This is a genomic window from Aeromicrobium sp. P5_D10 (assembly GCF_054049535.1).
On record NZ_JBFUME010000004.1, the window covers coordinates 481,119 to 499,882 of the forward strand.

18 protein-coding genes are annotated in these 18,764 nt (G+C 65.1%); 9 read left to right on the forward strand and 9 right to left on the reverse strand.

The window, feature by feature from the left end; translation table 11 throughout:
* Window positions 1-9: 9 nt before the first annotated feature.
* The gene (locus tag ACXJKC_RS10085) at window positions 10-1,113 is read right to left on the reverse strand and encodes an alpha/beta hydrolase (RefSeq protein WP_456696564.1); all 1,104 of its coding nucleotides are present in this window, start codon (window positions 1,111-1,113) and stop codon (window positions 10-12) included.
* A 93-nt stretch (window positions 1,114-1,206) separates the two neighbouring features.
* The gene (locus ACXJKC_RS10090) at window positions 1,207-1,863 is read right to left on the reverse strand and encodes an SIMPL domain-containing protein (protein WP_456696565.1); all 657 of its coding nucleotides are present in this window, start codon (window positions 1,861-1,863) and stop codon (window positions 1,207-1,209) included.
* Window positions 1,864-1,976: 113 nt separating this feature from the next.
* Here ACXJKC_RS10090 and ACXJKC_RS10095 point away from each other — a divergent pair, with 113 nt between their 5' ends.
* Window positions 1,977-3,455 (forward strand): flavin-containing monooxygenase, encoded by a 1,479-nt coding sequence (locus ACXJKC_RS10095; RefSeq protein WP_456696566.1) that lies wholly within the window; start codon window positions 1,977-1,979, stop codon window positions 3,453-3,455.
* Window positions 3,456-3,464: 9 nt separating this feature from the next.
* Here the strand turns inward: ACXJKC_RS10095 and ACXJKC_RS10100 are convergent, their stop codons facing one another.
* Window positions 3,465-3,938: a winged helix-turn-helix transcriptional regulator gene (locus ACXJKC_RS10100; protein ID WP_456696567.1), complete on the reverse strand. Its 474-nt coding sequence runs from the start codon at window positions 3,936-3,938 to the stop codon at window positions 3,465-3,467.
* Window positions 3,939-3,995: 57 nt separating this feature from the next.
* On the opposite strand from ACXJKC_RS10100, the gene ACXJKC_RS10105 reads away from it, so the two are divergent.
* From ACXJKC_RS10105 to ACXJKC_RS10115, 3 genes are read left to right on the forward strand one after another with little or no spacing between them, the layout of a single operon-like run.
* A complete protein-coding gene (locus tag ACXJKC_RS10105) occupies window positions 3,996-4,493 on the forward strand; it encodes a PaaI family thioesterase (RefSeq protein ID WP_456696568.1) in 498 nt (165 codons plus the stop codon).
* 57 nt (window positions 4,494-4,550) lie between these two features.
* Complete coding sequence (locus ACXJKC_RS10110) at window positions 4,551-5,102, forward strand: Uma2 family endonuclease (protein WP_456696569.1); 552 nt, start codon at window positions 4,551-4,553, stop codon at window positions 5,100-5,102.
* A gap of 9 nt (window positions 5,103-5,111) precedes the next feature.
* Window positions 5,112-5,666, forward strand: coding sequence for a Uma2 family endonuclease (locus ACXJKC_RS10115; RefSeq protein ID WP_456696570.1), 555 nt, complete (start codon window positions 5,112-5,114; stop codon window positions 5,664-5,666).
* A 6-nt stretch (window positions 5,667-5,672) separates the two neighbouring features.
* On the opposite strand, the gene ACXJKC_RS10120 is transcribed toward ACXJKC_RS10115, so the two are convergent.
* Window positions 5,673-6,482: an ABC transporter permease gene (locus tag ACXJKC_RS10120; RefSeq protein WP_456696571.1), complete on the reverse strand. Its 810-nt coding sequence runs from the start codon at window positions 6,480-6,482 to the stop codon at window positions 5,673-5,675.
* Complete coding sequence (locus ACXJKC_RS10125) at window positions 6,479-7,486, reverse strand: ATP-binding cassette domain-containing protein (RefSeq protein WP_456696572.1); 1,008 nt, start codon at window positions 7,484-7,486, stop codon at window positions 6,479-6,481. Before ACXJKC_RS10125 ends, ACXJKC_RS10120 begins: the two co-directional genes overlap by 4 nt.
* A gap of 41 nt (window positions 7,487-7,527) precedes the next feature.
* Between ACXJKC_RS10125 and ACXJKC_RS10130 the strand changes: the two genes are divergently transcribed.
* The 4 genes from ACXJKC_RS10130 (at window position 7,528) to metX (ending at window position 12,160) form a co-directional block, all read left to right on the forward strand.
* The gene (locus ACXJKC_RS10130; protein ID WP_456696573.1) at window positions 7,528-8,307 is read left to right on the forward strand and encodes a TetR/AcrR family transcriptional regulator; all 780 of its coding nucleotides are present in this window, start codon (window positions 7,528-7,530) and stop codon (window positions 8,305-8,307) included.
* 18 nt (window positions 8,308-8,325) lie between these two features.
* Window positions 8,326-9,645 (forward strand): ATP-dependent 6-phosphofructokinase, encoded by a 1,320-nt coding sequence (locus ACXJKC_RS10135; protein WP_456696574.1) that lies wholly within the window; start codon window positions 8,326-8,328, stop codon window positions 9,643-9,645.
* A 105-nt stretch (window positions 9,646-9,750) separates the two neighbouring features.
* Entirely contained in the window at window positions 9,751-11,040 is a 1,290-nt protein-coding gene (locus ACXJKC_RS10140) for a bifunctional o-acetylhomoserine/o-acetylserine sulfhydrylase (protein ID WP_456696575.1), read from the forward strand.
* Between the two features lie 10 nt (window positions 11,041-11,050).
* Entirely contained in the window at window positions 11,051-12,160 is a 1,110-nt protein-coding gene (metX, locus tag ACXJKC_RS10145; protein WP_456696576.1) for a homoserine O-acetyltransferase MetX, read from the forward strand.
* A gap of 44 nt (window positions 12,161-12,204) precedes the next feature.
* Here metX and ACXJKC_RS10150 read toward each other — a convergent pair whose 3' ends face one another.
* The 3 genes from ACXJKC_RS10150 to ACXJKC_RS10160 all read right to left on the reverse strand — a co-directional run bounded on the left by ACXJKC_RS10150 (window position 12,205) and on the right by ACXJKC_RS10160 (window position 16,428).
* A complete protein-coding gene (locus tag ACXJKC_RS10150; RefSeq protein WP_456696577.1) occupies window positions 12,205-13,260 on the reverse strand; it encodes a 2,3-butanediol dehydrogenase in 1,056 nt (351 codons plus the stop codon).
* On the reverse strand, window positions 13,257-14,432 hold the full coding sequence (locus ACXJKC_RS10155; protein WP_456696578.1) for a hypothetical protein: 1,176 nt from the start codon (window positions 14,430-14,432) through the stop codon (window positions 13,257-13,259). The genes ACXJKC_RS10150 and ACXJKC_RS10155 overlap by 4 nt, the downstream gene beginning before the upstream one ends.
* Before the next feature lie 163 nt (window positions 14,433-14,595).
* Window positions 14,596-16,428 (reverse strand): flavin-containing monooxygenase, encoded by a 1,833-nt coding sequence (locus ACXJKC_RS10160; RefSeq protein ID WP_456696579.1) that lies wholly within the window; start codon window positions 16,426-16,428, stop codon window positions 14,596-14,598.
* 111 nt (window positions 16,429-16,539) lie between these two features.
* Between ACXJKC_RS10160 and ACXJKC_RS10165 the strand changes: the two genes are divergently transcribed.
* A complete protein-coding gene (locus tag ACXJKC_RS10165; RefSeq protein WP_456696580.1) occupies window positions 16,540-17,793 on the forward strand; it encodes a GAF domain-containing protein in 1,254 nt (417 codons plus the stop codon).
* Here ACXJKC_RS10165 and ACXJKC_RS10170 read toward each other — a convergent pair.
* Window positions 17,768-18,745, reverse strand: a complete 978-nt coding sequence (locus ACXJKC_RS10170; RefSeq protein WP_456696581.1) for a hypothetical protein — start codon at window positions 18,743-18,745, stop codon at window positions 17,768-17,770. The two genes, ACXJKC_RS10165 and ACXJKC_RS10170, sit on opposite strands and share 26 nt — an antisense overlap.
* Window positions 18,746-18,764 lie beyond the last annotated feature (19 nt).

The window sequence follows — 18,764 nt, forward strand, 5'->3', positions numbered from 1 at the left end:
TTTGCGCCCTCAGGCCGCGGAATCGGGCTCTATCTCGCCGACCATCGCCTCTTCGTGGGAGTCCGGATCGATCGTCACTTCATGGTCGAGTTCGCCCACGGCACGCCGGGCGAACTCCGAGGCCAGCTGGAGAGCCATCTCACTTTCGGGCAGCGCCTTGCCGAGTACCGGGAAGGCATGGACCTGCTTGCGCCATAGATGAGTCTCGACCTCGACTCCGCGTTCGGCGAGCAGCAGCGCCATCGCCTCGACCTCCGGCCGCAACATCTCGTCCTCGACGGCCACGAAGAACGATGGCGAGTCGATGTACGCCGTCGCGTGCAGCGGCGAGGCATAGCCCTCGATCGTCGAACCGTCCGGCAGCCATCGCTCACGGATCAGGGCGAGCCGGCGAGCCGGCAGGTAGGCGTCGCGGGCGCGGATGATCCGCACGACCGCTTTGTCCTCGCGCTCCGGGTCGACACTGAGCAGCGGCGAGAAGCCCAACAGTGCCGCTGGCGCGGGGAGCCCGCGACGTTTCGCGAGCTCGGCCACTTTGAAGGTCAAGTAGCCACCCGCCGAATCGCCGCCCACGACGATCTTGTCGGGATCCGGCGCGACATCGACCAGTGCCGCGTACGCCGAGATCGCGTCCTGCACCGAATCGGCGACCGAGCCCTCAGGCAATTGCACGTAGTCGACCGAGTAGACCGTGGCTCCGGTCTTGCGCGCCAGCCGCTCGCAGATCCGCCGATGCGTGTCGATACCGCAGGAGATGAATCCCCCGCCGTGCAGATACAGAATCGTCATCTCGCTGTCGGGCCCATGGTGGTGCTTCATGGATTCGACGCGCACACCACCCAACTCCAGCTCGACCGAATCCACATGACGCGATCGGGGTCGGCGGGCCGAGAGCCGGTCGATTGCGCGCAGGGTGGTCAATGATCGATCGTTGAGCGGCGTCAGGTTCAGGATCGGCTTGAAGAATATCCGCGCGGCCCGCTGCAGGACCCGCGATTTGAAGCTGAATGTCTCGTGGACGACGGCCTTGTCGTAGACGATCCGCATGGGGCCACGACCCGGAGGCGCGAGGCGGCGCGGTCGTTTGCGATCAGGTCTCGGGCGCCTCGACATACTGCGAGCATACCTTCGGTATGGCGACAATTCAAAACGCTTCGGGGTATCTGCGCAGGCCAGAGGCCCTTTTCGACGGGCGGCGCCAAGGATTCAGGCCGAGGTGAATCGCGCGTCGACCTCCACCTGGATGACGATCTCGTCCGGCGTGAGCACCAACTCCGCTCCGCCACCGCCCATCATGTCGGCTGACGCGGCCTTCATCATCGGTGCGGGCGCATCGCCGGGCCCGCCGAGCATTCCCGGATCAGCCAGTTGGACCGCCACGACCCGGCCGCGACGGACCGCATCCGCGTACGACTGAGCCTTGGCCACCGCATCTTCCACCGCGGCCTTGCGAACGTCGGCCTCGTACGAACGGCGATTCTTGGCCGTGACGTCCCAACTGATCCCGCTGATGTCGATACCCTCCACACCTGACCAATGGTCGAGGAATCCGCTGAGCCGTTCGAAGTCGACGAACTCGGCGCGCACCTGGAGGCGGGCGACGTGCACGACCTCACCGCGTTTGCCGTCTGCCTCCCACGGCCGGTGACTGAAGACCCGCACCTGATCGCTCGACCAGGTCTGGACCGCCTGCAGCTCGACGAGACCTTTGAGCTGGGCGGTCAGCGGCTCCTGGATTGCCAGGGCTTCGGCAAAGACCTGCTGTTTGTCCCCACCCTCGATGGCCGCGGCCATCGACACGATGGCCCGCTCAGCCGGATGGCGTTGCTCGGCCGTCCCGCGCACTGTGATGTCAAGCGTCATGCGGACATCCTGCACCATGCCACCCCCAGAGACATCGCATTGACCTTGTCACATCGATCCGGATCTGATCTACTGTTCAGATATTCTGATTATCTGAGTTCGAGGGAGTTGCCGTGACGATCCATGACGCCGTGATCATCGGTGCAGGTTTCGGCGGCATCGGGGCCGCGATCCAGCTGCGTCGCCTAGGCCTCCAGGACCTGGTGATCCTCGAACGTGAGAGTGATCTCGGCGGCACCTGGCATGTCAACCGCTATCCGGGCCTCGCGGTCGACATCCCGTCGTCGACCTACTCCTATTCATTCGAGCCCAATCCGTGGTGGTCACGGATGTACGCCCCGGGTGCCGAGCTCAAGCAGTACGCGACACACGTCGCCGACAAGTACGATGTGCGCCGCCACATGCGTTTCGACACCGTCGTCGAGGGCGCACTCTGGGATGAGGACGAGCAGTACTGGACCGTGACCGTCGCCGGCGGCGAACCACTCCGAGCACGTCTCCTACTCGCCGCGACCGGCTTCTTGTCACAACCCCGGAAGCCCGAGATCGACGGCATCGAGTCGTTCACCGGCACGGTGCTCCACACCGCCGCCTGGGATGACTCGGTCGATCTGGGCGGCCGTCGCGCCGCAGTCATCGGCACCGGCGCGACCGCCGTGCAGCTGATCCCGGAGATCGCACCGCGCCTCGCCGAACTGACGGTGTACCAGCGCACTCCCATCTGGGTGACACCCAAGCAGGACGCCCGGATACCCGGAGCGATCAAGCGGCTGTACGCCAGGGTCCCGCTGACTCAGCGCATCGTGCGCACGATCGGATCGGGCATCCTCGAAGCCATCATGGTCAGCGGCGTTCTGCGATATCGCCAGGCCAAGATGCTCAACCGAGGAGTCGAGAAGCTGGCGCTACGCCATCTCCGCAGACAGGTCGACGACCCGGCGACCCGGGCCAAGCTCACTCCCGACTACTCCTTCGGCTGCAAACGGCCGACGTTCTCCAATACCTACTTCCCGACCTTCAACCGGCCGAACGTACATTTGGAGACCTCCCCGATCCAGCGCATCGAGGCCGATGCGATCGTGACGGCAGACGGCAACCGGACCCAGATCGACACTCTGGTCCTGGCCACGGGTTTCAACCTCTGGGACAGCAACTTCCCGGCGTTCGAGATCATTGGCCGCGATGGCCTCGACCTTGGCAAGTTCTGGCGCGAGAACAGATTCCAGGCATACGAGGGAGTCGCTGTGCCGGGATTCCCGAATCTGATCTCGCTCAACAGCCCGTACTCGTACTCCGGACTCTCGTACTTCACCACGATCGAGTCTCAGATGGCGCACATGGCGCGACTGCTGGGCGAGATGCGACGCCGCGGCGCCCGGACGTTCGAAGTGACCGAGCGCGCCAACACCGAGTTCCTCGACCGGATGACCGAGAGCCTCGGCGACTCCGTGTTCGTCAACGGCAGCTGCGCGACCTCACGCAGCTACTACTTCAACCAACACGGCGAGGCGACGCTGCTAAGGCCGACGTCCACGATCAACGCCTTCCGCGAGGCCAAGAGCTTCCCACTGGACGACTACAGCTACGTCTGAATGCGGCGATCAGCCGACCGGACGGAGACGAGATCCCTCAAGCGGCACCAGGTGCGTCCGCGTCGCCGCGTCGATCTGATGGCCTGACTCACATGTGAGCTGTGCGTGGACCGGAGCCCCACAATCGTTGTGGCGCAGTGACACCGGCGGACCGTCCGGTCCGGCACGATGCCGGTCGCCCCAGTCGAGGATCGCCACGAGGACGGTGCGCAGATCCCGGCCGGCTGCCGTCAGTACATACTCGTGACGCGCACGCTCCCCCTCCACCTTGATCGGTCGTTTATCGACCAGGCCTTCGTCGATGAGCAACTGGAGTCGCTTGGTCAAGATGTCGCGCGCGATACCGAGATGCTGCTGCAAGGCATCGAACCGGCGTACCCCGTTGAACATGTCGCGGACGACCAGGACAGTCCACCGGTCGCCGAGGATCTGCGCAGTGCGCGCGATCGAGCAGGTACCGGAGTCGTAGTCGATCCATGCCATGCGGTCTTCCCTTCCACCCTGAGTTGGCTTTTCCAACTCAGATGCTACTGTCCCACCATGACCGAGTTGACGCAACAGACCAAGACCATCTCATGGGTCGACCCCCGCCCGCAGGCCGCACAGGCCCTGACGATGAGTGGATTGGACTATCTGCGGGCGATGATGACGGGCTCCATCCCCCCGCCGCCGATCGCGAGCCACATCAACCTGGAGATGCTCGAGGCGAGCCCTGGCGTCGCCGTCATGGCCGCCACTCCCGACGAGTCGCACTACAACCCCATCGGATCGGTGCACGGCGGATTCTTCGCGACCTTGCTCGACTCGGTGTGCGGATGCGCGGTGCAGACGACCCTGCCTGCCGGGACCGCATACACCTCGCTCGATCTGAACGTGAGCTTCCTGCGTGGCATCACCACTGAGACCGGACGTGTCACTGCCACCGGGCGGGTCACCAAGCCGGGTTCGCGCGCCGCCTTCGTCGAAGCCAAGATCGAGGACTCCACTGGTCGACTGCTCGCCACCGCGACGTCGACCTGCCTGGTCTTCACCCCCTGATATCCACAAATCCGCAACCGCCGCCCACGGGACGCCACTTATCGGTAGCATTCTGGAATGACCTCCACTGTTTCCCGATTGCCAGGCCGCCGTTCACTGACCCGCGAAGATCTCCTGCGCGTACCCGATGACGGGCGCCGGTACGAGCTCATCGACGGACTACTCATCGTGAGCCCGGCGCCCGGCTTCGCCCACCAGTACGCGATCGGCAATCTCTTCGTGGCGCTGCACGCGGCACGTACGCACGATCTCGAAGTCTTCCCCGGACCGACCGAGGTGGTCCTTGGCAATCACACCGTGATGCAGCCCGATCTCGTCGTGGCCCAACGCTCAAGCCTCACCGAACGCGACCCGCTCGGCACTCCTGCCTTGGTGGTCGAGGTGTTGTCACCCGGAAGCCGTTCTTACGACCTGCTGCTCAAAAAGGAGCGATTGCTGCGCGCCGGGTGCGCCAACTACTGGGTCGTCGATCCGGACATTCCTGCCATCACCGCTTGGGCACTGCACGACGGCGCCTACGTCGAAGTCGCTCAGGCTACCGATGATCAGATGCTCAGCGTGACCGAACCGTTCCCGATCACCTTGACCCCGTCCGAACTCACAGGTTGAGAGACGACCATGACCAACGAAGTGATCGGACTGCCTCGCGGACGTCCACTCACTCGCGCCGACCTCGACCGGATGCCCGATGACGGGCACCGCTACGAACTCATCGACGGACTCCTCATCGTGAGCCCGGCACCAAGTCCCACCCACCAACGAGCTGCCTTCAAGGTGGCCCTGGCCCTGCACCCGACCTGCCCGCTAGGACTCGAGGTCTTCCTCGCACCACTGGACGTGTCCCTCGGCGACGACACTGTCGTCCAGCCGGACGTACTCGTCGCTCGTTCTTCCGATCTCACCGAACGCGACTTGTCTGCGGCCCCCGTCCTGGCTATTGAAGTGCTCTCGCCCAGCACCCGCGGCTACGATCTTCTCCTCAAGAAGGACCGACTCCAACGCGCGGGCTGCGCCCACTACTTGGTCGTCGACCCCGAGATCCCCGCCATCACCGCCTGGGCCCTGCACGACGGCACGTACGTCGAAGTCGCCAGCGCGAACGGGGATCAAGAGTTCCGGGTCACCAAACCGTTCCCCGTCACTGCGATCCCCGCCGCACTGATCAGCAACTGAGGCAGATCACAGCACCGTCTTCGTCACAGTTCGCACGCCGACCCAGAGCCCGGCGACCGCTGTCACGATCGCCGCGGCGATTCCGTACAGCACCGCCGTATCGTCGAATGTGCCCGAGAACAAGATCCGCTCGGCGTCGACGATGTAGGTCAACGGGTTGAACTTCGACAACACCTGCATCCATTCCGGTCCGGTTTCCAGCGGCAGCATCATGCCCGACAGGATCAGCAACGGGAACAGCAATGACTGCTGCACGGCCCAGAACGCCCACTCGTTCTTGCGCGTCGCGATCGCCAACGCATACGACAGCGCACCCACACCGACACCGAATACGCCGAGGATCAACAGCCCGACAACGATATGCGCGGGGTACAGGTCGAAGCCGAACGGCACCGCGATCAACGTGATGACGAGTGCCTGGACGACAAGCGGGGTGAGCTCCTTGAGCGCCCGCCCGATCAACAGCGCCTGGCGGGCCAGCGGCGTGGCCAGAATGCGCTCGAATGCGCCGGTCATGATCTCGAACTGCAGATTGGCTCCCGTCATGGACGTGCCGAACATCGTGATCATGACCACGACACCCGGCAGGAAGAACTGGAGTGTTGAACCGAAGCCCAGGCCACCCTCGCCGGAGACACCCGACAACAGCGGGCCGAACAATCCCAAGAACACCAGGGGCTGGATGAGAGAGAAGATCAGCGAGAACGGGTCGCGCAGGATCGTGAGCGTCTCACGAAGCCAGACCGACTGGATGTCGCCCAGCAACGAACGCCTGACGGGTGCGGTTGTCGGTATTGATGCGGACACGGTGCTCATGCTTCTGCTCCTTCGCGCAGGCTGCGGCCAGTCAGGTTGAGGAAGACGTCGTCGAGAGTCGGTTGTTTGAGCGTCGCGGCCGCGACGACGACACCCTTGTCGTGGAGGGCTCGCAGGACGCCGGGCAGCGCGGTCGGCCCCGCGTCGACCCGGAATGAAACGTCCACGCCGTCAGAGACGACGTGCTGGGCCAGCTCGGTCCCGATCGAACCCACGACGTCGCGAGTCGTCGCGGCATCTCCGGCGCCGACCGTGACCGTGATGCGGTCGCCGGCTTGCTCGGCCTTGAGCGCATCGGCTGTGTTGTCGGCGATGATCTTCCCGTGGTCGATCACGACGACCCGCTCGGCCATCGAGTCGGCCTCCTCCAGATAGTGCGTCGTGAGGACGATCGTCGTACCGAATTCCCGGCGCAGCTTGAGGATGTGATCCCACAGGTTGGCACGGTTCTGCGGGTCCATACCGGTGGACGGCTCATCGAGGAACAACAAGGCCGGCTCGTGGATCAGACCGAGGGCGATGTCGAGGCGCCGCTTCTGACCGCCCGAAAGGGTGCTGACCTTGCGCATCTTCATGCCCTCGAGGTCGAGCGTGGCCAGCAGCTCGTCCGCGCGCTCTGCCGAGCGTTGCTTGCTCAGACCGTAGAAGCGCCCCTGCATCAGCAGCTCGTCCCAGACCCGGTAGTTGTGCCCGGCTCCATCCTTTTGGCCGATGTAGCCGATGCGCTGGCGCACTCCGGCCGGATCGTCGACGACGTCGATGCCCGCGACCCGGGCCGTTCCAGACGTCGGCGGCAACAGGCTCGTCAGCATGCGCAGTGTCGTGGACTTGCCTGCGCCATTGGGGCCGAGGAAGGCGACCAGCTCGCCCTCGGCCACGTCGAGATCGATGCCGCGCACCGCCTCAACCGTTTCTTTGCCGGACTCGAAGGTCCGGGTCAGGTCATGGGTGTGGATCATGACTGCCTCTCCGTACGTCGTACTGAATGCGAACCATAACATCATACGGTGTACGGTGTGACAAAACCGTGCGACAGGATCCCGTCATGAGCGAATCGCCCGAGGCGCCCGAGGCCGGTGCCGAGCAGGAATGGGGCACGCCCGAGGGGCGGCACATGATCCAGTTGCTGTGGGACCCACCGCCGCCGCCGGGTCGTGGGCCGAAGCAGCGCCTGAGCCTCGACCAAGTCGTGGCAGCCGGAATCACCGTGGCGGCACGCGATGGCTTCGACAAACTCTCGATGCGCAATGTCGCTGCCGAACTCGGGGTCGGCACGATGAGCCTGTACACCTACGTGCCCGGACGCGACGAACTGTTCGAGCTGATGATCGACCGTGCGTGGGGCGATCGCACGCTGGCCGACCCGTCCCTGCCGTGGCGAGCCCAGGTCGAACACCATGCCCGGGAAGCCTGGTCGACCTATCAGATCCATCCGTGGTTGATCCGTTCGAACCTGTGGCGCATGCCTCTAGGTCCTCATGTTCTCGACGTCCAGGAAGACCTCTACCGAGCTGTCAGTCTCACCGGCCTGTCCGACTACGAGGTGGTGCGGGTCACCGGACTCGTCGAGTCCCACGTGTTCGGCGTCGCCCGCAGCAGCATCACCGACACCAGCGTCTCGGCCAACACCGGCGTGAGTGCCGACGAGTACTGGGAGTCCCGGTCGAACTTCTGGAGCACGTTCTACTCCCCCGAACGATTCCCGAACATGACCCGGATCTGGTACTCGGGCGCATTCGACCGCTCGTACACCGACGAGGTCGAATTCGGCCTGGCACGCCTACTTGACGGCGTGGAGTTGCTCATCGAACGCAGTAGGCCGTAGCGCCGATAGCATCGTCTTGTGGTCACCCTTGACGATCTCCAAGTCCGCTCGCTGGGCACGCCCACCATCGACAGCCCGTTGGCGCTCTACGTGGGAGAGCGTGAAACCAATGAGTACTACGTCGGAGAGACCGATCGCATCCTCTACGACGACACACTCGAACTGATCGCCTCGCGCGGAGTCGAGCTGGAACAGCTGCCGACGTTCGAAGCCGGAGGTCCCCGGCGGAGGATCTTCTTCGACCCCGCCACGACCAAGGTCGGCGTCGTGACGTGCGGCGGCCTGTGTCCCGGTCTCAACGACGTCATCCGCGCGATCGTGTTGGAACTACACACCCACTACGGCGTCCGCGATGTGGTCGGATTCCAACACGGCTATGCCGGCCTGATCGAGGCCAACGGTCACCCGGTGATACCGCTGACACCCGCGTTCGTCTCGCGCATCAACGAGCGCGGGGGCACGATCCTCGGCTCTTCTCGCGGCGCACAGGATCCGGTGCAGATCGTCGACCGACTCGTCGAACTCGGCATCGACATCTTCATGGTGATCGGCGGTGACGGGTCGATGCGGGGTGCCCACAACATCGGCGCCGAGATCGCGGCCCGCGGGTTGTCGATCTCCGTGGTCGGCGTACCGAAGACGATCGACAACGACATTCCGCACATCGGGCAGAGCTTCGGCTTCTCAACCGCCTTCGCGAAGGCCTCCGAATCGATCAAGGCCGCACGCGTGGAGGTCGAAGCCGCCGTCGGAGGCGTCGGGATCGTCAAGGTCATGGGACGCCATGCGGGATTCATCGCCTGCTACGCCGCATTGGCCAATCACGACGCCGACTTCGTGCTGATCCCCGAAGTCGGCTTCTCCCTCGACGGTGACAACGGACTGCTTGCCCTGCTGTCCCGGCGGGTCGAGGAACGCGGCAGCGCCGTCATCGTCCTGGCCGAAGGCGCCGGTCAGCACCTGCTCCCGGCCGGCGACCGCACCGACGCCAGCGGAAACGCCGTCCTGGGCGATATCGCCGGATTCCTGCGCGAGCAGATCGGCAAGCACTTCACGGCCGAAGAGCGTCCACTGACGATGAGATATTTCAATCCCGGCTATGCGATCCGTTCGGTTCCGGCCGACGCGTCCGACTCGGTGTATTGCGCCCGTCTCGCCCAGACTGCGGTCCACGCCGCGATGGCCGGGCGCACCGATATGGTCGTCGGACGTCGGCGGCACCGCTTCGTCAACGTACCCATCCCCTTTGTGACCGCCCGATCGCACAATGTCTCTCCTGACGGGGATCTTTGGCTGTCCGTGCTGGAGTCGACAGCCCAGCCGTTCACGATGTCGTAGCGACTCGATACCCTCGTATGGACCGCATATTGAGACGCCCTTGCCATTTGGTGAGACGGTGGCAGTCTCAAAGGCACCCCCTTCTTTGATTCCAGGAGACTCCCCATGAGCGATCAGTGGTCATTCGAGACCAAGCAGATCCACGCCGGCCAGACGGCCGACCCGACGACGGGTGCACGCGCGCTGCCGATCTACCAGACGACGTCGTACCAGTTCCGCGACACCCAGCACGCAGCTGATCTGTTCAGCCTCGCCGAGCCGGGCAATATCTACACCCGCATCATGAACCCCACACAGGGCGCCGTCGAAGAGCGCCTCGCCGCCCTCGAGGGTGGCGTCGGAGCGCTCCTGTTCGCATCCGGCCAGGCCGCCACGACCGGCGCGCTGACCAATGTCGCCGAGGCCGGTGACCACATCGTCGCGTCCGCAAGCCTCTACGGCGGAACCGACAGCCTGCTGCGTCACACCTTCCCGAAGCTCGGTATCACCGTGACGTTCGTCGAGGACACCAACAACGCCGACGCTTGGCGCGCCGCCGCGCAGGACAACACCAAGGCGTTCTTCGGCGAGACGATCGGCAACCCCAAGGGCGACATCCTCGACCTCGAGACGATCTCGGCCGTCGCCAAGGAGATCGGCGTCCCGTTCATCGTCGACAACACGATCGCAACGCCCTTCCTGCTCAACCCGTTCAAGCATGGCGCCGACACCGTGGTGCACTCGGCGACCAAGTACATCGGCGGACACGGCACTGCCGTCGCCGGCGTCGTGATCGATGCCGGCACGTTCGACTACGCCGCCCATGGCGACAAGTTCCCCGGTTTCACGACGGCCGACCCGAGCTATCACGGACTCGTATTCGCCGACGCCCTCGGACCGGCCGCGTACATCGCCAAGCTGCGCGTGCAGTACCTGCGCAACATCGGTGCTGCGGTCTCGCCGTTCAACGCCTTCTTGCTGTCGCAGGGCCTCGAGACGCTGAGCCTGCGCATCGAGCGCCACATCGAGAACACGCGCAAGGTCACCGAATGGCTCGAAGCCCGTTCCGACGTCGCCAAGGTGACGTGGGCGAGCCTCGACAGTAGCCCCTACAAGGCTCTGGCCGACAAGTACGTTCCGCGCGGTTCAGGCGCGGTACTGACGTTCGAGCTGCCGGGCGGTATCGAGGCCGGCAAGGCGTTCATCGACGCGCTCGAGCTGTTCAGCCACGTCGCCAACATCGGTGACGTGCGCAGCCTCGCGATCCACCCGGCCAGCACAACCCATTCGCAGGGCACTCCCGAGGAGCACGCCGCCGCTGGCGTGACCCCCGGACTCGTACGTCTGGCGATCGGCCTGGAGGGCATCGAGGACATCCTCGCTGACCTCGAGACCGGCCTCAACGCCGCAAAGTGACGCTGCAGCAGTGACACTCGCACCCGGCATTGATCCCTCTCTCGTCACCGGCGCGTGGCGAGAGGGGGATCCTCCGGGTGCCCGAAAGTTCGCCGATATCGGCGATATCCTCCTCGATTCCGGCATCACTTTGCCGGACGTCCGCATCGCCTACGAGACGTGGGGAACGTTCAACGGCTCGAATGCGGTCCTGATTCTGCACGCTCTGACCGGAGACAGCCACGTGCACGGACCGGCCGGTCCCGGGCACGTCTCGGCCGGCTGGTGGGACTCGCTCGTGGGTCCCGGTGAAGCGATCGACACCAACCGGTTCTTCGTCGTCGCCGCCAATATCCTCGGCGGTTGTCAGGGATCGACCGGCCCGGCGTCCCTCGATCCGGACGGGTTGCCGTGGGGCGGCTCGTTCCCAGCGCTCACCGTTCGCGACCAGGTCCGTTCCGAAGCCGCGCTGACCGACCAGCTCGGCATCGCCAGCTGGTACGCGGTCATCGGCGGCTCCGCAGGTGGCATGCGGGGTGTCGAATGGGCGATCGAGTACGCGCCGAGGGTCGAGCGTCTCTTCCTGCTGGCCACATCCGCGGCCGCATCGGCCGAACAGATCGCGCTGTCCCGCACGCAGATCGCCGCGATCCACAATGATCCGTCCTGGTACGACGGGGACTACTATGACGGACCTCGAGGCCCATTGGCCGGACTCGACCTGGCGCGCCGTATCGCCCATATCGCCTACCGCAGCGAAGCCGAACTCGAAGAACGCTTCGGTCGTACTGTCCAGCCCGATGGGCGTTGGGCTGTCGACTCGTATCTGCAGCACCACGGCGCCAAACTCGTGCAGCGATTCGACGCCAACTCGTACATCACTTTGACCTCGGCGATGGACACCCATGATGTGGGTCGCGACCGAGGTGGCATCAAGGCCGCTCTCGGACGCATCACCGCCCGTACGATCGTCGCGGGAATCAGCTCCGATCGGCTCTATCCCCTGCACCAACAGCAAGAGCTGGCCGATGGGATCCCCGGTGCTGATCCGCTCGCGGTGGTCGACTCCCCCTTCGGGCACGACGGCTTCCTGATCGAGTTCGACCAGGTTGGCAAACTCGCCACCTCCCTGCTTACCTGACCCACACCCAGCCCCAATCTGGGGCCGGGTGTGATGACGATGGCTCAGGGCTTCACCAAGATCTTGACGTTCTCCTCCTTGTTGTTAATCAGCTCGTCGAAGCCGTCCTTGACGATGTCGTCGAGTTCGATCCGGCCCGTGATGAACTGATAGGGATCGACTTTGCCGCTCGCGACCATCTCGATCGTCGCGGGATGGTCTCCGGCGTAGGCGAGGCTCCCCAGCACGTTGACCTCGCGGAACACCAGGTCATTCATCGCGACGCTCGCCTCATGGCCCCAGATCGCGACGTTGACGCAGGTGCCACCGACACGCGTCGACTGGATCGCCGACTTGAGCACCTGGTCGATGCCGGCGCACTCGAACGAGACATCGGCACCGCGCCCCTTGGTCAGCTCCATGACCTCGCCCAGGACGTCGGTCGTGGTGGGGTCGATGATGTGGTCAGCACCCGCCGGGCCTGCCTTGGCCTTCCGGACATCGGCTGGCTCCACCACGATGATGTCTTCGACCCCTGCGGCTCGCAACGCCGCCGTCGTGACGAGTCCGATGGGGCCAGCCCCGAACACCAACGCCGAGTGCCCCGGACGAGCGCCGGACAACCGTACGGCGTGATAGGCCACGGCGAGTGGCTCGATCAGTGCACCCACGTCGGTGCCCAGGTCACCGAGCGGGTGAATCCACCGACGTTCCGCGACGACGAACTGCGAGAAGCCGCCTCCGTAGCCGGACAGTCCGACGAACCCGAGCGTCGCGCACACGTTGTAACGGCCCTGCTGGCACGCATCGCAGCGGCCGCAGATGATGTACGGCTCGACGACAACCCGGTCCCCCACGTGCACATCGGTGACACCTGAGCCCACCTCATGGACGATGCCGGCGAACTCGTGCCCCAGCGTGATCGGTACCGTCTCGCCAGTCAATGGGTGCGGCGCACCGGCGGCCGGCGCAAAGATCGGCCCCTCCAGGTACTCGTGCAGGTCGGTGCCGCAGATACCGCACCACTCCACTTCGACCTTGACCGTGCCGGGTTGAACCGCGGGCTCCGCGATGTCGTCGATCCGGATGTCGCCGGGACCGTAGAAACGTGCTGCCTTCATGATGCTGCTCCTTCTAGTGGGGTGGAGGCGGTGGAGGGAATCTGGAGCTCCGCGGCAGGCTGCTGAGGTGCGCGGAACGGGAACGATCCGAATCCGACGACGTACAGCAGGGCGACCAGCGCGAACAGGTCCATGAACCCGAGAGCATTACCGTGCAGACGACCCGCAACTGCCGGCTCGTGGAGTAGGTGCTCGGCCAGGACGTAGTAGTAGAGGATGAACGTGCCGAGCGCGAGGCCGAAGGTGATGGCGGCCCGGGCAGCGAAGTTCGCCAGCTCGCCGAGCGCCGTCGGCCTGTTGCCGAACGCATTGGCCCACATGATCATCCAGGCCACCCAGCAGACGCCGAGCTGCGACGGGAACTGATGGATCACGCCGCCCAGGGCGTCAACCGTCGTGGACCCGATGACGGCCCTGCACACGGCGAGCAGCGCGAAGTAGAGGACCGTTCCGAGCACGATGTTCCCCACCGTTGCCGCGGCCGCAACCCGTGCGCGGGTGCCCATGAGACGCCACGGCCAGTTCTCCATCGTCGATCCGGTCAACACGATTGCCACGATCAGCGAGTAATACCAGCCAAGCAATGTGTCGACGCTCATCAGGGCTGTCCCGCTCTGCACTGTCTCGGACACTGCAGGGATGCCGAGCACGACGTACAGACCCAGGGTCGGCAGGATCATGAACGCGATCTCGCACAGGCCCACGAGCGGCTGTTTCAGCCCGAGATCAGTCCACGGCCAATGTCCCCAGCTCACCGAGGCGAGGACGTAGGTGGAGAAGCCAAAGAGCACGAACAGCGCTCCGGTGAAGTAGCCCGTGCCGCCCTCGCGGTCCGGCGAGAAGTTGACATCGAAATGGCCGAGGCCGGCAGACAAGGCATAGGTCACGACGACTGCGAAAATCACGGTCGAGGCCAAGATGGCAAGCCCCATGAGAGGCTGCGGCAGCTTGCTGAAGCCACTGAACTCGAGGTTGAATCCCGACCAGACGACAAACAGCAACGCCCAGAACAGCGCCGCATTGAACGGCAGCGGATACACGTCAAGGGGGCTCGTCGTGGGATCGCTGAACGCGTACCAGGCGCCGAACGTGACGACGGCGACGACCGCTAGGTTCGCGAGTCCGTACGACCACCATGTGGGGCGGGCGGCGCGAGAAGGGAGGGTGGGCATGGTCGACCAAGCTTTCGTGCGGGGCCTGCAGAGGGCAATTGGATGTTCGCGGTGGCCCCACGGCCCGGGTGTCCCGGGACTTGGTGGCGAGGTCAGCCGGGCCACTGGGCCACAGTGGGCCCGACCGACGCTCACGGGCTCCGGCTCAGGGTGCCGGAGCAGTTCAGGAGAGGTGATGCACTTCTTGCTGCCCGTAGACGGGCGTCGAAATACCCTCATAGCGCGCCTTCAGTTGCAAGGCCAGGTACAGAGAATAGTGGCGCGATTGGTGCAGATTGCCGCCGTGCATCCACAGTTGGTCGACCTGGGTCGGCTTCCACATATTGCGCTGCTCGCCCTCCCACGGCCCGGGGTCCTTGGTCGTGTCGGAACCGAGGCCCCAGCATTTGCCCACCCGGTCGGCGGTCTCCTGGTCGATGATGTCGGCGATCCACCCGTTCATCGAGCCATAGCCCGTCGCGTAGACCACGAGATCTGCCTCGAGCTCGGTCCCGTTCTCCAGCACGACCGAGTTCTCGGTCAGATGATCGACCTGGCCGTGGGCCAACTTGACCTTCCCGTCCGCGACGAGTTCGGCCGCACCGACATCGATGTAGTAGCCCGAACCCCGACGCAGGTACTTCATGAACAGCCCTGAGCCGTCATCACCCCAGTCGTGATCGAAGCCTGCGGCCTCCAGTCGGTCATAGAAGTCCTTGTCGCGCTCTGCCATCTGCTGATACGCCGGGATCTGGAACTCGTGCATGATCCGGTAGGGCAATGACGCGAAGATCATGTCGGCCTTGTCGGTCGTGATCCCGGCCTCGACAGCCCGCTCGGAGTACAGATCTCCCAAACCGATGTCCATCAGCGAGGCCGACTTCACGATATGGGTCGACGACCGCTGCACCATCGTCACATCGGCGTCGTTCTCCCACAGGGCTCCGCAGATGTCGAAGGCAGAGTTGTTCGATCCGATCACGACAACCTTCTTGCCGGCGTACGCCTCAGGACCGGGATGCTGGCTCGAGTGCTGCTGCTCGCCCTTGAAGACATCCATGCCGGCGAACTCTGGAATATTGGGCTTGCCCGACATCCCAGTGGCGAAGACGAGCTGGGTCGGTCGTAGTTCGACGGACTGTCCATCGCGGTCTACCGTGACACTCCAGACACCGTCAGCCTCGTCGAAGGTCGCGCCCAGCACCGTCGAGCGCGACCAGTACGGCACCTCCATGACCTTGGTGTACATCTCCAGCCAGTCGCCGATCTTGTCCTTCGGCGCAAACACCGGCCAGTTCTTCGGGAACGGTAGATACGGCATGTGGTCGTACCAGACCGGATCGTGCAGGCACAGGCTCTTGTAGCGGGAGCGCCACTGGTCGCCAGGGCGGTCGTAACGGTCGATCACGAGGGCCGGGACACCCAACTGACGCAGACGTGCACCCACGGCGATTCCGCCTTGGCCCCCGCCGATGATCACAACGTAGGGCTGCGTGCCGTAACCGAGCTCAGCGGCTTCGGCTTCGCGTTCCTCCTTCCACGACGTGCGTCCCTTCGAGAGTTCATGGCTGACGCCCTGAGGCCGACGCTCGCCGAGGCCCTCTTCGTAACCTTTGAGTTCCCGCAACGACGTCAGCAGCGTCCAGGCCTCGTCGCCTTTGAGTCGCAAATGGCCCTTGGCACGACCCGTCGCGGTCTCGAACTCGATCCACGCCTCGGTCACTCCCTCGGACTCGGTTGGTGGCTCCGAGGTCGTGAATCCCGTCGGGTCGACGTCGGTCAGACGCTCGGTGAGCATGTCGGCGACACCCTCGCGTCCCTCGACCGTCACGAGATTCCAGGTGAATGCGACGAGGTCGCGCCAAAAGCTGTCGACCGCGAACATCTCGGCGGCAGCCTCGACATCTCGCGCTGCGAGTGCAGCCTCGAAGGCAGCCAACCAACGGTCCACCCTTTCCTGCGGTGTGGGCGTCGCGGTCCGCGCCTTCGTGGCTGGGGGTTCGATGGTCTGAGTCATATCGACTCCCTTCGTCGGTGTGACTCACAGCACACCCCGGGAACGCTGTGGCCCGGAAGAGTTGCAAGAGGTTGCAACTGCTGTGCAACTGCCGAATACGCACGATGCATCATGAGCCGTTCGACTCCACCGCCGACCGATCGCACCCGCGCCAGCCACCTTTCCCGCGATGCGACATTGGGAAACGGACGCCCCGGGCGCCCGCTCCGATCGGTGATCCGGGCATCCTGGCGTCGCATGACGGCGCAGGGCATGAACCCCGCCGGAGCACCCTCTGTCGCGCTGCTGCCCGGAGACGAACTGCTCCGACGCCGTGAGACCAGCGGCCTGCAGCCCCTGATGCCGTTGCTGCGCGAACACCTGATCCCGGCGTGTGAGGCAACCGGCCAGCTCATGGTCGTCGCCGATGTCGATGGCCGCGTGCTGTGGCGTGAGGGACCCACAGGCGTTCTGCGCCACGCCGATCATCTCGGCTTCGTCGGCGGCTCCGCGTGGACCGAGGGCAATGTGGGCACCAACGCCATCGGAACCTGCCTGGTCACCGAGGCGCCGGTCCACATCCACGCCGCAGAACACTATGCGGAGTCACACACGCCGTGGACGTGCGCGGCCGCGCCACTGCGCGATCCATCGACCGGCCGTGTCCTCGGCGTCGTCGATCTCAGCGGACCCGCGCACACCGTCCACGCGGGAACCTTGTCGATCGTGACATTGGCGGCACGACTGGCCGAGCTGGAGATCCGCGCGGCGACCCAGGATCGACTCCATCTGCTCCGGTCGATAGCCGCGCCCTTGCTCGCTCGTCGGAACGGGCGCGCCCTCGTCGTGACCTACGACGGCATCACGGCAGCAGCGACGGGGTTCGTCCCACCCACACGCGTAGCCCTCCCGGCACAGTTCACCGGCGGGGACGCTTGGGTGGCCGGCTTCGGGATGGTAGCGGCAGAACCCGTACCGGGTGGCTGGCTACTGTCCGTGCAAGACGAGTCGAGCGAAGACGCAATCTCCTCGATCAGCCTCGACCTGTCGTCCCGGGTGCCGCACGCGACTCTCGCCGGGCCGAGCGGCACGTGGGTCCATAGCCTGACGCCACGGCACGGCGAGATCTTGTTGAGTCTGATGTTGCACCGCGACGGGCGCTCGGCGTCAGCGCTCGCGGATGATCTGTTCGGCGATCCGACCAGAACCGTCACGGTACGGGCGGAGATGTCGCGGCTCCGCAAAGTACTCGGCACCGTCCTGTCCCACCGGCCCTACCGGATCGCGCACGATGTCGTCGCGCACCTTGTGGAACCGCTCGACCGGAGTACCGCGCTCGACGGCTCCAGCGCCCCCGTCGTCACCCGGTGGCGAACCGGGCGCTGAGCTCCTTATCGCGTTCTCGCCGCGAAACGATCAAAGTCAGGACCGACAAGCTCGTCCAAGCCGCAAGGATCAGGAACGGTCGTAGCAGCTGCCCACCGCCGAAGTAGGCCTGGTTCGCGCCGCCGTCCAGCATCGCCCCGTGGGGCAACCAGGCCGTTATCGCCGACCATGGCTGCGGGAGCATCAACGGATGCGCGAGCGTCACCAAAGGTGCGGCCGTCAGCACCATGACCGTCGTAGCGACACCGATCCCCACGACGCCGAACAGGCTCTGCAGGGCCAGAGTCGTCATGGCGGCCGCAAGGATCGTGAGCGATGTCAGGAGCCACCACGGACCGAAGCCGGTGTCGTAGTAGTTCGCATAGAGCACTGCGAGGACGCCGCCGACCACGACGGAGACCAAGCCCGTCACCACGAAACGGCGGGTTCCGGCCAGCAGAGTCTCTGCGCGCGGACCACGACGCCAGGTGATCGCGACCGCCACCGCGATGCCCGTCAGCACCGCGACGACGGCTAGCCAGTAGACACGCCGGTGGTCGGCGTCACCGGACTTGGCCGGGACCAGATCGCGCACCTCGGCGGTACGCCCGAATGCCCCTTCGAATGCGTCGACCTCGCGCTCGATGACCCGGTTGAGGGCTGTGCCATGGGCCGACGCGAGATAGAGGACGTCGTGCTCCTGTGCAAGATCGACGACGACTGCCGCGACGCTGCGCCCAGCACGCACGCTGTCCCGGGCCTCCTCGGCAGTCGCCAAGGCACCGGCGTCGAAAGGCCGGCCAGGAGCTTGATTGGCCGCCTCGACCAGGGACGTCGCTACAACCGGCGGTGCGACGATGCGGATCGGCGCAGCGTGGGTGCTGTCGTCGGGACCGGCGAGCGCGAGCGAGACGATCACCAAGATCTGGACGACGCCGAGGACGAGGCCTGCCGCGATATGCCCTCGTCCCATGCCGTGAGCCTATGCGGTG